Raw genomic sequence first — 14,384 nt, 5'->3', positions numbered from 1 at the left:
CTCGCGTCGTCGTCGTGATGTGGCCGGGCGGCTCGCTCCGCCGGCAAGCCCCCGCCGCCGGCGCGCTCGTCGTGGGCCGCGGCCCCGACGTCGAGCTCTGCGTCGAGCACCGCTCGATCTCGCGACGCCACGCGAAGATCACGATCGACGCGCGCGGCGTCACGATCGAGGACCTCGGCAGCATGAACGGCACGGTGGTGAACGGCGCGCGCGCCGAGCCGGGCGTCGCCCTCGCGTTGCCGGAGGGAGGCGTCGCGCAGGTCGGCGACGCGCTGATCGCCCTCCACGACGAAGCGCCCGAAGCGCCCGAAGCGCTCGAGCGCGGCGCCGCGGGCGATCGCGTCGTCGCCGACGAGGTGATGCGCCAGCTCTATCGCATGGTGGAGCTCGTCGCGAAGAGCCAGGTCAACGTGCTCGTTCACGGCGAGACCGGCGCCGGCAAGGAGGTCATCGCCGAGGCGCTGCACCGCGCGTCGTCGCGCGCCGCCCGACCGTTCTTGGGGATCAACTGCGCGGCGCTCCCCGAGGCGCTGCTCGAGACGGAGCTCTTCGGGCACGAGCGCGGCGCCTTCACCGGCGCGGTGAGCGCGAAGGCGGGGCTGCTCGAGGCGGCCAGCGGCGGCACCGTGTTCCTCGACGAGATCGCCGAGATGCCCGCGCCGGCGCAGGCGAAGCTCCTTCGTGTCCTGGAGAAGCGCGAGGTGATGCGCGTCGGGAGCGTCAAGGTCACGCCCGTCGACGTCCGCTTCGTCGCGGCGACGCACCACGACCTGCGCGCGCTCGTCGCGGAGGGTCGCTTCCGCGAGGACCTCTTCTTCCGGCTCGACGGCATCACGCTCGAGGTGCCGCCGCTCCGCGAGCGGCCGCGCGAGATCGAGGCGCTGGCGCGCGCGTTCCTCGAGGCCGCGTGCAAGGCGACCGGGCGCGCCGGCGTGACGATGGGCGACGAAGCGCTCGCGCTCCTCCGCGCGCACGCGTGGCCCGGCAACGTGCGCGAGCTGCGCAACGTCGTCGAGCGCGCGCTCTTGCTCTGCCAGGGCGACGCGATCGGCGCCGAGCACATCGTCACGGGCGCGCTCTCGGCGCAGCCGAAGAAGGCGGCGCCGTCGTCGCGGTCGCTCGCCGACGAGGTGGCCGACCTCGAGCGCCGTCGCATCCTCGAGGCGCTCGAGCAGGCCGGCGGCAACCAGACCGAAGCGGCGCAGCTCCTCGGCGTCCCGCGGCGGACGTTGATCGCCCGCCTCGAGCAGTACGGCGTGCCGCGCCCACGAAAGCGTTGACGTCGTCACTGGAGCTCGATGAAGCCCTTGACCTCGCGTCCCTGAGCGTCGAGGGCGGGCGCGACCGAGATGACGCCGACCAGCCAGTCGCCTTTGGTCTCGACCGACGCCGCCCGACCCTCGAGCGTCATGAACGCGCGCGGCGTGGGGATCCGGGCGAGCACGGCGGCGGGGACGACGAGCTCACCCGCCGTCGCCGGCGCCTCGCACATGATGCTGAGGGCGGCGTCCTCTCCGATGGTCGACAGCAGGAGCTGGACGGTGCCCTCGGTCCCGTCGGTCCAGGTCGCCTTCAGGTCTTGCGACTTCGCGTGCGCGAGCGGCTTGGGGACGATGCCGCCCGGGAACACCGGCGCCGAGACCGCGACGATCGACGGCGCCTTCACCTCGAGGTCGAAGGCCGGCGCGCCTCCCGCGGCGCCGGAGGCCCTCCCCTTCAGCGTGTCTCCCGGGCGCCAGCTCACCGGCTGCGCCGCCACCCAGAACCCGTTCGTCTCCTTGAGGGCGACGTCGGTCGCGCCGACGCTCGCGGAGACCTCGCCCGCCGGGAGCGGGGCGAACGTGATGCCGCCGCTTCGGCTGGGGACGTTGCACGTGCGGATCGCGCAGCTCCCCGAGATCTCGGGCGCGGAGCAGCCGGCGGACGGGTCCGAGGACGTGTTGCTGAAGGTCGCGGCGACGACCTGCGCGCTGTCGCTGCCCTGGCGCTGGGTCTGGAAGTTGAACGTCCCGAAGTTCTTCGCCGTCGGGGCCGGGTCGGTCGCGGCTGTGTCGTCGTTGCCGTTGCCGTTGTCGGCGGCGGTGCAGGCGGTGAGGGCCGCGGAGAAGAGGAGAGCAAGGGACCGCGCGTGCGTTCGGATCATGCAGCTCGACGACTGCAATCGAAAGGCCACCCCGAAAACCAGCAAAAATAGGGCGTACGCGCCGTGGGTTGTGCAAGGTTCGCACTTCACGTCAGGCCGGGCTCGCGTAGAGTGGTCGTGGGGTGAGGTTTCGCTCGACGATTCAAGGCATCGCGGTCGGCGTCTTCGCGCTCGCCGGCGCGTCCGGCTGCTCGAGCCCGAACACGTACGCGACCGCGCGCACGGTGGCGCCCGGGAAGTTCCAGCACACGTTCGCGCTCGAGGCGGTCGGCTTCCACCACCAGCACTCGGGGACCGGCGCGCTCCCCATCCTCCCGACCTACGCGATGCGCGTCGGCGTGGTCGACCGCATCGACGTCGGCGCGCGCATCGGCAGCCTGACGGAGCTCGGCGCGGACCTGAAGGTGAACTTCATCCGCGGTCGCTTCGACCTCGCCGCCGCCGCGGGCGCGGAGGCCTTCCTCGAGTGGAACTACGATCGCGCGGAGACGCGTCGAAGCGGCGCCGCGGCGTATTTCCATTTCCCGCTCATCGCGTCGATCAACGTGAGCAAGAAGCTCTCGCTCGTCGCGACGCCCGGCGTCACGTACGTCGTCGGCAAGCAGGTCTCGTCCGACTTCGCCCGCACGCAGGTCTTCGGCGGCGACACGTTCGCGGCGCGCATCGGCTTCGGCATCGACTACCGGCCCGAGGCGCGGCGCGCGATCCATCCGGAGGTCACGGTCCTCCAGGCGGTCGGCACGCCGGGGACGATGGTGGTCTTCGGGATCGGGTTCAACTTCGGCTCGGTGCCGGACTACTCCGACATCAAGAACGACGACGACGAGCCGGTGAGGCCGCCGGAGCCCGCGCCCGATCGTGCTCCGACGCCGGATCCCACGCCGGCTCCGGCGCCGGATCCTACTCCCGCGCCCACACCCACGCCTCCGCCGCCCGACGATCCGTCGAAGCAGGGCGAGGAGATCCTGTGAGGCTCGGGCTCGCGCTCGGCGTGATGGCGGCGTGCGCGCTCGCGGCACCTTCCGCGGGCGCGACCGCGGCGGTGCTGTTTTCGGGCGAGAGCGGCGCGCGCGTGAACCGTCACAACATCACGGTGTCGCTCGGCGCGAGCGGGACGGTGACGTGGGACGCGATCGATTTTTCGGGCGGCGCGTCCGACGTCGGGCTCATCGTCGCGGTGAAGGCGGGCGGCCGCGTCGAGATCACGGCGCCCGCGTTCGTCGCCGCGACCGAGCGCGCGACGCGCGTCATCGTGCGCGCGCTCCCGACCGGCGTGACGTGCAACGCGATCGGCGGGGGTTCCAGCGGCGGCTCGTTCGAGGGCGGCATCAACGTGTCCGGCCACGTCCCGGAGGGAAGCAGCAGCGGCTGCGGCGGCGGGAGCGGCGGCGGAAGTGGGAGCGGGAGCGGCAGCGGAGGGGGCGGCTGCGGTTGCGGCGGCAGCGGGAGCCGAGGGAGCACGTCCGAGGGCGAGGCGCAGGGTGGCTGCCTCACGTCGTCGCAAGGGGGATGCGGGAGCTGCGACAGCGACGGATGCGAGCCGTCGGATCACGGCCATCCGGGCTGCAGCGCGATCCACGGATGTGGCCCGGGGGAGGGCTTCGGCCCCGGCGGAAGGAACGACGACCGGCCACGCGACGGGGGCAGCGAAGATACGGTCGGACCGTACGAGCGCGAGCGGCTCCAGGCGGGTGACGGGAGCGCGTCGCGCTGGCTCGCGCGCTACGAGTACGACGCGCCGGCCGGTTTCCTCGACGGCCTCCTCGCGCTCGAGGCCGACGGCTACGAGGTGTACGGGTTCCGGGCGCGCGCGCCGGCGCCGGTCTCGATCGTTCAATCGCTCCGCGTCGTCACGACCTCGCCGAGCCCCGCCGTCCCGCTCCGCCTCGTGCGGATGAGCACCGGCGCCGATCAGGCCGCGACGCCGGTGACGCTCATCACGCTCGCGGCGGGGGCGCAGGACCTCGTCGCGCAGCCCGTCGTCACGATCGACGAGAGCAAGCTCGCGATGCAAGGCTCGTCCTCGAACTACGAGTCGCTCGTCACCGTCGCGCTCGGCGCCCCACCCGCCGCCGACGGAGGTGCGTCCGACGCGGGCCCGGGCGCGTTCGACGCAGGCGCAGGCGCAGGCGCGTCCGACGCGGGCGTGGCGGTCGAGACGCGCTGGGTCCTCGAGTCTTCGCGCTCGCTCGTCGCGCGCACGAGCGACGCGGGCGCGGACGGCGGCGCACCGAGCACGCTCGGCGACATCTTCCGCGACGAGTGCGGTCCGCGCAGCGCCGAGCCGCACCTCGTCTGTTCCGTGGACTCCGAGGAAGAAGACGATGCCGGCGTATCCGACGCAGGCGATGAAGATGCGGAAGCCGACGACGCCGGCGCCGACGACGCCGGAGCCGACGACGACGTGCCGGAGGGCGGCGTCGCGGACGCGGGGACCGACGACGCGGACGCCGGCTGCACCAACGTCTCACGCGAGCGCTGCGACGACCTCGACCTGGCGCTCCCCGCCGGCGTGAGCGTGGCGACGCGGTACCGCGGCCTCATCGGCGGCACGGCGTCGTTCGTGGGCGACCTCACGTTCGCGGCCAACACGGGCCCCCTCCGCGACGCGCGCTACACGGTGCGCCCAAACGGCGAGCCAGGCCTCTGCGAGCCGTTCGACGACGACGACGACGACGGCGTCGCAATCGACGTGGTGGGCCAGGGCTCGACCGCATGCAAGGCGGTCCGCGGCAGCTACCGCATTGACCTCGGCCCGCTCGTCACCTTCCTCATCGTCGTCCGCACCCTCTCCACCCTCATGCGCCGCTCCCACCCGCGAGCCGACGAGAAGAAGAAGCGCCGCAGCAGATAGCGCACCCCGCCGCGCGCGCGTGCCCGCAGCCCAGTCGGCGGCGAACGAAAGCAGGAACGCGCCGCGTGCTCGTCGGTCGCGAACGAGACCAGGAACGCATGCCCGCGACCGAATCGGCGGCGCACGTGATCTGGAGGCGTTGTCGCGACGCGCTTCTCGCCGGTGACGAGCCCGCGGCGTGGCGACGGCGGCCATCACGGCGATGAGCTCGGCGTAGGGCAATGCCGTTCGCGGCGCAAAAGACGGCCCGATCGAGCTGGCGGTCACAGCCCGACCGATGAGCGCCGCTTCGGTTGCGTGACGTGGACGGCGCGCCGCGTGCCCGCTGCTAGTCGGCGGCGAACGTGACCTGGAAGGCGTTCGTTGCGATGCGCTTCTCGCCGGTGAGGAGCTCGCGCTGAGGCGTGGCGACGGCGTCCATCACGGCGATGAGCTCGGCGTAGGGCATGTCGTTCGCGGCGTGGACGACGGCGCGATCGTGCTGGCGATCGGTCGGGCTGTGATGAACGCCGCTCGCCTTGTACTCCTCGGAGACCTTCGCTGCGAGGGTGGGGAACCCGTTCTTCTGCCGCGTCTCGCGCGGGATCTCCGTCGAGCGCACGACCGTGCGTCCCTCCTTCCACGCGAGGACGAACTTCGAGGGATCGCTCGTCTCGACGTGGAGCTTCGCCTCCTCCTTGCGGTCGGTGCAGGGCGGCTCCGCCGTCGGCGGCCCCGGCACCTGCGCGTCCGCTTCCATCCGCTGCGAATGCACCCACACCGCGGTGATGAGGAGGAACGAGATCGTGACCATCAGGAGGTCGATCATCGGGATCATGTTGATCTCCGAGTCCAGCGACCGCCGCTTCCCACCACCACCCTCGACATTCACACCACCCATCGCGCGCACTCCTCCTTCTCGGCAACAGCATCACGCCGGCCCACACGACCGAAACCCCACGCCCCCCAAAGTTCCAGCTCCCCCCAAAGCTCCAAGCAAAAGGGCCCCAGAAGCGGCCGCGAAAGCGGGCGCGAAGCGCCCCGAGCGCTCCGCGCGAGGGCCGTGTCTGGGGTGGGGGTGTCGGGGGCAAAGCCCCCGACGTTGAGTAAAGCCCTACCTCACCCCTCGCTGCGATCGAGGCGGTCGAGCCAGTGCAGCGACTCGATCGTGCCGGCTTCGCGGAGCCACGGCTGATCGTGCGGGCCCGGCACCACGCGGAGCTCGTGCTTCATCGCGCGCGCGGTGAACGCGGCGGCGAGCGCCTCGCTCGACGTCTTCCAGTGATCGAGCGTGCTCGTGAGGAGGAGCATCGGCTTCGGTCCCGCCTTCTCGATCCGCTGCGCGTAACCCTCCGCCGCCCACGTCCCGATCGCGGTCTGCACCCCGGCCCACGCGCCGAAATGAGAAGGAAGGCGCGTCAGCATCTCGAGCGACACGTAGCCGCCGAGCGAGACGCCGCAGAGGTAGGTCCGCGCCGCGTCGCCGTGCACGTTCGTCTCCTTTCGGACGCGTGGAAGGAGCGACGTCTCGAGCCACTTCGCGTACGCGTCGTGATCGGGCGCGCCCTTCGGGTTCGGCATGAAGGGGCACGCCATCGCGAACCCGCGGAAGGGCCGCGCGGCGAGGTCGGCGTTCACCTCCGCGAGCCGCGCGTCGGTCCACTCTCCGCGCTTGCTCGTCCGCTCGATCGGGGCGCGCTTCAGGCGCTGCCACGCGAGCCCGAGCCCGTATTTCTCGAGCCACGCGTACGCGCCCAGGCGCTCGTTCGTCGTCTCGCCGAGCCCGTGGAGGAAGACGACGAGCGGGATCGGCTTGTCAGCGTTCTGGTAACGTGGCGAAATCAGCGTGAAACGGCGGCCTCCCTCGGTGAGGTCGGCGAGCCGCAAGTTGCGGAGGTCCGCCTCCGCGTCGTAGTCGTTTCCCCCTCCGTCCGCGCGCGCCCGCCCCGCCGCTGCCGCGAGCGCCCCTCCGGCGGCCGCGGCGAAGAGCTGTCTGCGCGTGAATGTCCTTGGTTTCATGGCCTTACGGCCCCGCCGGAGGGAACATTTCGGATTCGGAGACGTAAAATAATATTGCCGCAACACCGCTCCAGCGCCAGTACAGGCGCCGCGTCACGAGCTTGCCACGCCTCCGTGCGAGCTCCCGCCCGACGCGCTGGAGAATCATGCGCAAGTCCTTCTTCCTGGCTCCCCTGTTCGCTGCCGCCCTCGCCATCGCGTGCAGCAGCCAACCGCGCGAGAGTTTCTATCAGGACAAGGCCCCCACCGAGCCGGACGCCGGTCGCGGGATGGGCTTCCAGCCCGACGACGAGCCGGGCACCGACGGCGAGGACGGCGGCTGCTCGCAGTCGCAGACCGAGATCGCGCGCACGCCGGTCGTCATCGAGTTCGTCGTCGACGACTCCGGGAGCATGGACTTCGACGGCGGCGGAAAGTGGGAGGCCGCGCGTGACGCGCTCCTCGCCGCCTTCGACGACATGAGCACGAACGCCGACCCGGCGACCTTCGTCGGCTCGATGCGCTTCGGCACGTCGATCCGCAACAAGATCGCGCCGAAGCCGATGAGCGACTCGAGCCACGTCGACGAGCTCAAGGACGCGATCGACACGCCGACCGCGGGCGGCGGCGGCACGGAGAGCGTCCGCGCGCTGACCGAGGCGTACAAGATCGTCAACAAGTTCAAGCCGCCGGCAAGCGCGGGCCTCGACTCGTCGAAGATCAAGCGCGTCGTCGTCTTCATGAGCGACGGCGAGCCGAACGGCGGCGCGACCGCGAAGAAGCAGTGCGAGGAGCTCGCCGCCGAGCAGCTCGCCGAGCAGCCGCCGGCGGGTCCGGTCACGACGTTCTCCGTCGGCATCGGTCCGTTCCCCACCGGTTCGAGCTACGACCCCATCTTCATGAGCAAGGTCGCGCAGGCGGGCGGCACCGCGCCGGCCGGCTGCGATCCGGAGGCGACGGATCCCTCGGCGGTCTGCCACTTCCAGATCACGCCGGGCGACGACGTCACCGCGATGAAGCAGGCGCTCATCGACGCGATCAACAAGATCCGCGCGCTCAGCGCCTCCTGCGAGTTCTCGTTCAAGGTCAGCAGCAACGTCGACCTGAACCGCGTCACCGTCACGATGACGTCGGCGGACGGCAGCGTCACCGCGATCCCGAAGGACGCGGAGAACGGCTGGACGTTCGACGATCCGAAGAAGCCGACGAAGGTCATCCTCCACGGCAACGCGTGCTCGGTGTCGAACGGCACCGTCTCGGGCCGCGTCGACGTGACCCTCGCCTGCAAGGGCGTGCTTTAGTTCGCATCCTTCCGCGCGTCACGCCATCGGCCTCGAAGCTCCGGCTTTCGGGGCCGATTGTCTTTTTGGTGCGGGTCAGCGGCGGCCGGAGAGGCCGCGTAGGATGCGGAAGAGGCCGACCAAGATGAAGCCTGTAGACAAGATGTCGCGGCCGCCGATGCCGGGAGCGGCGGCCTCGACACCGAAGGCGATGGCGAGCCCGACGAGCATCGACACCGCGCCCAGGACGATGTTCGCTCTGTTGGGTGGTGGGCGCGGCGCGATCGAGACCGGCGCGCCGCCGGCGCTCGCGGCCTCCGCCGGCTTCGGGAGGCTCGGCACGAGCTTCGCGAAGAGCGCCATCATCGCCGCGCACGCGACGCCGAAGGCGGCATAGATCGACCAGATGAGGAACGGGTTCCGCTCGCCCAGCTCGGGGAGGTACGCCTTGACGAGCGGGCCCGAGACCTGGCCGCCGATCCACGCGCCGATCGCCGACGGGACGAACGCGAGGCCCATGTACAGGCCCGCCTTGCCCTTCGGCGCCATGCTCCCGAGCTGGTCGTAGAACTTCGGCGTGAAGGTCATCTCCGCGACCGCGAAGATCGCGGCGGAGAGGCACGCGCCGGCGTACCCCGGCACCGCGCCCATCGCGAACATCGACAGCGACGCGATGAGCACGCCGGCGACGTTCGTCCAGATCGGCGCGAACCTCTTGAGGAGGCGGGCCGACGTGCGCGTGATCAAGCCGCCCGCGACCGCGATCGTGAGCGGGTTGATGAGCGTGATGATCTCGAGCGGCGCCTTCGGATCGATGTGGCGCGTCAGGTACTGCGGGAACGTCATGTAGAACTGCTCGATCATGAAGTAGTAGCCGCTGATCATGAGCAGGAAGGCGGTGAACCGGAGGTCCTTCAGCGCGTCGGCGTAGCCCCTGAGCAGATCGGTGAAGGCGGGTTTGTCGTCCTTCTTCGGCGCGCCCGGCGGCTCCTCGTAGAGGAAGCTCGCGATGCCGAGCGAGATGATGCTCGCGCCGACCGACGACGCCGCGACCCAGCGGATCGCGATGAACGCGCGGACGCCGTAGGCGATGATCTTCCCGACCACGCTGCCGGCGTTGACCATGCGGTAGAAGATCGAAAAACCCTCCTGCTGCCGTCCGGGCGGGCTCGTGCGCACGACCGTGCCGGTGATGACGGGCTTGAGGAAGCCGCCCGACACGGCGATGAGCATCAGCGCGGCGACGACGGCGGCCTTCTGCGGGAAGAAGACGACGGTGCCGTAACCCGCGGCGTAGCCGACGAACGCGATCTGGAGCGATCGCTTGAACGAGATCTTGTCCGCGATCGCGCCGCACGGGATCGGCGCGAGGGACCCGACGAAGCGGAAGTTGCCGAGCGTGGCGCCGACCTCGATGTCGTTCATGCCGACGACGCTGCGGAGGTAGAGCGCGAGGCTGATGTAGAAGCCGTAGTGCGCGAGCCGCTCGAAGAGCTCGATCACGTTCGCGTAGTAGAACGTCCGCGGGAACTTCGCCGGCGGCTCGGGCTTCGCCTCTTCCGTCATGTGTCTGCGAGCTTACGACAGACGAAGCTCGAGGAGGTCCGAAGGCGTCGCCGCGTCGTCGCGGTCGGTCACGACGAAGAGCCGCTTCTTGTCGGCCGGATCCCACGCGAGGCCCTCGGCTTTGTCGAGGAGCGGCTCGCCGTCCTCGTCGATGATCGGCTCCACCGTGAAGGTGCGTTTGCCTTCGTCGAGGCGCCCGAACGCGACCTCGCTGACGGGGCCGTCCTGCGTCGCGTCGGGACAGTCCTCCGCGCAGGCGAGGAACGCGAGCCCGCCGTCGGGGGCGACCGCGCCGTCGGTGAACGTGAGCCCGCGCGGGAGCTTCCACTCGATCACGTCGTGGAGCGGCGGCAGCGGGCTGCCCTCGCGCACGTAGGCGAGGAGCGACGCGAGCGCGATGCGCGCGGTCGCGTTGACCGGCTTCGTCCCGTCGGCCCCGGGCGCGCCGTTGCCGCGCTGGAAGAGCACGAGGTCGTCGCCGTGCACGACCGCGCCTTCGATGTTCAGCTCCGAGCCCGAGAGCTCGCGGTGCGAGCGCAGGAGCCCGTAGAACGCGGGCGCGTCGAACAGCATCACGCGCGGCGCCTCCGACGCGGGCTCCTCGATCAGCACGAAGCGCTCGCGGAGCGGCGACGAGCCGGAGCCGAGCGCGACGAGCAGCTTGTCGTGATCGGTGATGAACGCGGCCTCGAGGTCGAGCTTGCTCTTCTTGTTCCCGCGCGCGTCGTCGAACTGGCGCACCTCGCCCGGGAACGGGACGTCGCGCACGCGGCGCGATCGGCGATCGATGACGGCGAGGAAACACGCGTCGTCCTGCACGACGGCGAGGTGGTCCTTCCACGCGACGAGCGCGGAGCCGGCGCGCACGTGGCCGGGACGATCGAGCGTCGGGTCGGCGCCGTCGCTGTAGAGGAGCGGCGTGCGGGCGACGACGCGGGCCGGCATCAGCGCGACTCGTACGTCCGCGTCGCGGGCAGCTCGAGGATCGTGAGGAAGCCGCCTTTGCCGCAGCCGGTGTCGATGACGGTCACGTTCTCGCCGACCCACATGTCGAGCGGATCCTCGGGCGTGAAGCTCGAGAGCTCGGGCGGCAGGTTCTCGGTCGCGGTGTGACCGCAGACGACACGCTTTCCTCGATAACCCTGGAAAAAGCGCATCGTGCGGACCCAGAGGAGCTGGGTCGGGTGCTCCGTCTCCGAGGGATGGAGCCACTTGCCGTCCTTCTCGATGAGGCCGGCGTGGACGTAGATCGCGTGGTCGTCCTCGTACCAGAACGGCAGCTCGTTCATCCAGTCGACGATCTCGTCGGGGATGAACTCCGCCGACTGCATCGCGTGGATCTCCTCGCGCGTGGGGAGGTCGAGCTCGCGGTAGGGCTGCTGGCGGAAGGAGCGCAGCGTCGCGAGGCAGCCGTTGGCGAGCGGGATCACGAACTCGGGCCAGCCGCCGGAGGCGACGCGGAGCCAGCCGTCCTCGTGGTTGCCGCGGAGGCAGACGATCTTGCCGGGGAAGCGGCGCGGCAGCTCCTTACGGATGAAGTCGACGACCTTCGCGCTGTCGGCGCCGCGATCGATGTAGTCCCCCATGAGGACCATCGTGTCCTTGGTGTCGAGCGGCGGCAGCTTCGCGAGCGCCCGTTCGAGCGCGGCGAGGTCGCCGTGGATGTCGCCGACCGCGAAGGTGCGGTTCGCCATGAGTACGCGCAGCGTATCATGCGCACGATGGCTGGATCGCTCGGTGAGTGGCTCGCGGCGGCGCCCTTCGCGCTGACGATGTCGTCGGGCTTCTTCTCGTTCTATGCGCATACGGGCTTCCTCTCGGTCCTCGAGGAGGAGGGGCTCCTCCCCGCGCGGATTTCGGGCTCGAGCGCCGGCGCGCTCGTCGGCGGAGCCTGGGCGGCGGGCCTGCCGGCGGCGGAGCTCGCGTTGGAGCTCGAGCGGCTCGAGCGGAGGGACTTCTGGGATCCCGGCGTCGGGCCCGGGCTCCTCCGCGGGCGCCTCTTCCGCGAGCGGCTCGATCGGCTCCTCCCCGTCGCGACGTTCGCGGAGACGCGCGTCCCCGTCGCGGTGAGCGTGTTCGAGATCCGCGGGCGGACGACGCGCGTGATCGAGCGCGGCGATCTCGCGCCGGCGATCCACGCGTCGTGCGCGGTGCCCTTCCTCTTCCATCCGGTCACGATCGAGGGGCGCCGCTACTACGACGGCGGGATCCTCGATCGGCCGGGCCTCATGGGCATGCCCGACGCCGAGGAGCGCGTCCTCTTCCATCACATCGCGTCGCGCTCGCCGTGGCGCCTCGCGTCCGAGCCGCTGCCTTCGCGCGTGGGGATGGTGACGCTCGCGATCGACGATCTCCCGCGCTCGGGTCCGTTCAAGCTCGACGCCGGCCGCGCCGCGTACCGCGCCGCCCGCGAAGCGACGCGCCGCGCGCTCGATCGAACGATCGAGGACGCGCGGGTCGTCGTGCGCGCCTGAGGCCCGGCGCGACCACGGTGTTCGCGTCGTCCAGGGGTGATCGGACGAATTCCTGAAGGGTCTCGAGGCTGGGACGAGATCACCCCACTGGCCTTCAAGTGCCCGTTTTCGCTTTTGTTTGCGCGCGCTCGAGCGGGCTTTCAGAACGGATTCATGCGCACGTTTGCCTTCCTCCTCGCACTTACGGCCCTCGGCACCGCCTGCGCGGCGACGACGGACGGCGACGGCGACGGCGACGGCGACGAGGCGGCGACGGACGAGGCGGCGGCGACGACGGGCGCGGTGACGGCGACGGTCCGCGATCGTCTCCGCGTATCGAACCCGCGCGACGAGAACCGCCTCTGGGCGATCACGGAGGGCAACCTCCTCCACGGCGACTGGCTGCTCCAGATCCCGGGCAAGGAGACGTGGGGTCAGAGCGCGCTCGGCGGTCCGATCCCGTGCGACGGCTGGAGCGGCTGCGAGGCGGACTTCAAGCTCGCGACGTGCGCGCGAGACTCGGACTGCGGTCCCGTCGGCAAGTGCGTCGCGCTCGAGGCGACGAAGAAGGACGCGAGCGCGGCGGCGGCGAAGGTCTGCGCGGGTCACTCGGACAAGGCGATCCTCGACGCGATCTACGGCGTGATGACGCGCACGAACGCGTACCTCGACGTGACGTCGCTCACGGCGCCCGACGGCCGCTTCCTCGCGACGATGCGCAACGCGCTCACCGTGCTCGACAAGAAGAACACGAAGATCACGGTGCGCTTCCTCTTCGGCGACTACCCCGGCTACACGCCGAACCTCGGCGCGATCCTCGCCGACCTCACGCGCGACGTGCGCGGCGGCAAGCTCGAGGTCTCGGTCGCCTCGCATCAGCGCAGCCCCACGAGCTGGAACCACTCGAAGATCATCGTCGCGGACGGCCGCGAGGCGATCGTCGGCGGCATGAACCTCTGGAGCGATCACTACCTCGACGCGGAGCCGGTGCGCGACGTCTCCACCCACGTCCGCGGCCCCGCCGCGACGGCGACGCAGCGCTACGTGAACGAGCTCTGGTCCACGCCGTGCCGCAACGGCAAGATCCGGAACCGCCGCGGCGGCAACCAGTGCCCGGCGGCGTACCAGCCCACGGTCGCGACCGCGCCGATGGGATCGACGCGCATGATCACGATCGGCCGCACCGGCGCCGCGTTCGACAACCCCTCCGACACCGCGCTCGTCGCGATGATGGACGCCGCGCGCTCGAAGATCCTCATGTCGCAGCAGGACGTCGGCTCGTACCGCGTCCTCGGCGGCGGCACGATGCCGAACGACTACTTCGACGCGATCACGCGCGCGGCGCGCCGCGGCGTCGACGTGACGATCGTCACCTCGAACGAGGGCTCGTGCGGTGGCGACTGCGCGGACAAGTCGGACGCGTACTACAACGGCTGGACGCCGGAGGCGCTGTGGCGCGGCCTCATCGCGCGCGCCGACGAGCAGTGGCCGGGCTCGCACACGCAGCTCTGCAAGCGCGTGCACTTCGCGCGCCTGCGCCAGAGCCCGCAGGCGACGTGGGCGAGCGGCCGCCCGCTCGCGAACCACGCGAAGGTCGTCATCGTCGACGATCAGGCGCACTACGTCGGCTCGCAGAACGTCTATGACGCGAACCTCGCCGAATTCGGCGTCATCGTCGACGACCAGACCGCGACGCGCCAGCTCCTCGCCGACTACTGGACCAAGCTCGCGCAGCACTCGACGCCTACGGCCTACCTCGATCGCGCGTGCCGCTGAGGACCCCGACCCGCCGAACCCGAAGCCCGCGCTCGCGCCCCCGGCAGATGTGCACCGGTTGCTCGGCAGATGTGCACCGGTTGCTCGGCAGATGTGCACCGGGGGCCCGTTGCGGGGGGGGCGGGCGTGGTGGTTCGGGAGCGGCGAGCTGTTGCGCGCCGCGAGTGATGTGAGGCACGCCGGGAACCGCGCGGGTGGTCGTCGACGTGCTCGTGTGGCTGGGGCGATCTCGGGCAGCACCGGTGATCGGTTCCTTCGTGGATCGGCGGTGCGTGGTGAGGACCCTGCTCCTCGCGGCAGGGGAGGGCAGGGAAGTTGATAGGTGCTCGGAATCG

Annotated in this window: 12 protein-coding genes; 6 read left to right on the top strand and 6 right to left on the bottom strand. The window is 70.9% G+C overall.

The window, feature by feature from the left end; genetic code table 11:
- The first annotated feature begins 17 nt into the window (after positions 1-17).
- Positions 18-1,280, top strand: coding sequence for a sigma 54-interacting transcriptional regulator (locus KF837_38850; protein MBX3233348.1), 1,263 nt, complete (start codon positions 18-20; stop codon positions 1,278-1,280).
- Positions 1,281-1,285: 5 nt separating this feature from the next.
- Here the strand turns inward: KF837_38850 and KF837_38845 are convergent, their stop codons facing one another.
- A complete protein-coding gene (locus KF837_38845; GenBank protein MBX3233347.1) occupies positions 1,286-2,143 on the bottom strand; it encodes a hypothetical protein in 858 nt (285 codons plus the stop codon).
- A gap of 122 nt (positions 2,144-2,265) precedes the next feature.
- Between KF837_38845 and KF837_38840 the strand changes: the two genes are divergently transcribed.
- A complete protein-coding gene (locus KF837_38840) occupies positions 2,266-3,114 on the top strand; it encodes a hypothetical protein (protein ID MBX3233346.1) in 849 nt (282 codons plus the stop codon).
- Positions 3,111-4,997 carry a hypothetical protein gene (locus KF837_38835; protein MBX3233345.1) on the top strand — a complete coding sequence of 629 codons (1,887 nt, stop codon included), beginning with the start codon at positions 3,111-3,113 and terminating at the stop codon, positions 4,995-4,997. The genes KF837_38840 and KF837_38835 overlap by 4 nt, the downstream gene beginning before the upstream one ends.
- Before the next feature lie 328 nt (positions 4,998-5,325).
- Here KF837_38835 and KF837_38830 read toward each other — a convergent pair whose 3' ends face one another.
- Positions 5,326-5,877 carry a biopolymer transporter ExbD gene (locus KF837_38830; GenBank protein ID MBX3233344.1) on the bottom strand — a complete coding sequence of 184 codons (552 nt, stop codon included), beginning with the start codon at positions 5,875-5,877 and terminating at the stop codon, positions 5,326-5,328.
- A 218-nt stretch (positions 5,878-6,095) separates the two neighbouring features.
- On the bottom strand, positions 6,096-6,995 hold the full coding sequence (locus KF837_38825) for a hypothetical protein (GenBank protein MBX3233343.1): 900 nt from the start codon (positions 6,993-6,995) through the stop codon (positions 6,096-6,098).
- A 146-nt stretch (positions 6,996-7,141) separates the two neighbouring features.
- On the opposite strand from KF837_38825, the gene KF837_38820 reads away from it, so the two are divergent.
- Positions 7,142-8,275 carry a VWA domain-containing protein gene (locus KF837_38820; GenBank protein MBX3233342.1) on the top strand — a complete coding sequence of 378 codons (1,134 nt, stop codon included), beginning with the start codon at positions 7,142-7,144 and terminating at the stop codon, positions 8,273-8,275.
- 75 nt (positions 8,276-8,350) lie between these two features.
- On the opposite strand, the gene KF837_38815 is transcribed toward KF837_38820, so the two are convergent.
- From KF837_38815 to KF837_38805, 3 genes are read right to left on the bottom strand one after another with little or no spacing between them, the layout of a single operon-like run.
- Positions 8,351-9,820, bottom strand: coding sequence for an MFS transporter (locus KF837_38815; protein ID MBX3233341.1), 1,470 nt, complete (start codon positions 9,818-9,820; stop codon positions 8,351-8,353).
- Between the two features lie 12 nt (positions 9,821-9,832).
- Positions 9,833-10,765, bottom strand: a complete 933-nt coding sequence (locus tag KF837_38810) for a hypothetical protein (protein ID MBX3233340.1) — start codon at positions 10,763-10,765, stop codon at positions 9,833-9,835.
- Positions 10,765-11,514, bottom strand: a complete 750-nt coding sequence (locus KF837_38805) for a serine/threonine protein phosphatase (GenBank protein ID MBX3233339.1) — start codon at positions 11,512-11,514, stop codon at positions 10,765-10,767. The genes KF837_38810 and KF837_38805 overlap by 1 nt, the downstream gene beginning before the upstream one ends.
- A gap of 27 nt (positions 11,515-11,541) precedes the next feature.
- Here KF837_38805 and KF837_38800 point away from each other — a divergent pair, with 27 nt between their 5' ends.
- Positions 11,542-12,294, top strand: coding sequence for a patatin-like phospholipase family protein (locus KF837_38800; protein MBX3233338.1), 753 nt, complete (start codon positions 11,542-11,544; stop codon positions 12,292-12,294).
- A 153-nt stretch (positions 12,295-12,447) separates the two neighbouring features.
- The gene (locus KF837_38795; protein MBX3233337.1) at positions 12,448-14,049 is read left to right on the top strand and encodes a hypothetical protein; all 1,602 of its coding nucleotides are present in this window, start codon (positions 12,448-12,450) and stop codon (positions 14,047-14,049) included.
- Positions 14,050-14,384: the final 335 nt, after the last annotated feature.

It is taken from the genome of Labilithrix sp., assembly GCA_019637155.1.
Lineage (GTDB): Bacteria > Myxococcota_A > Polyangia > Polyangiales > Polyangiaceae > Labilithrix.
This window is presented reverse-complemented; position numbering and strand designations above follow the sequence as displayed.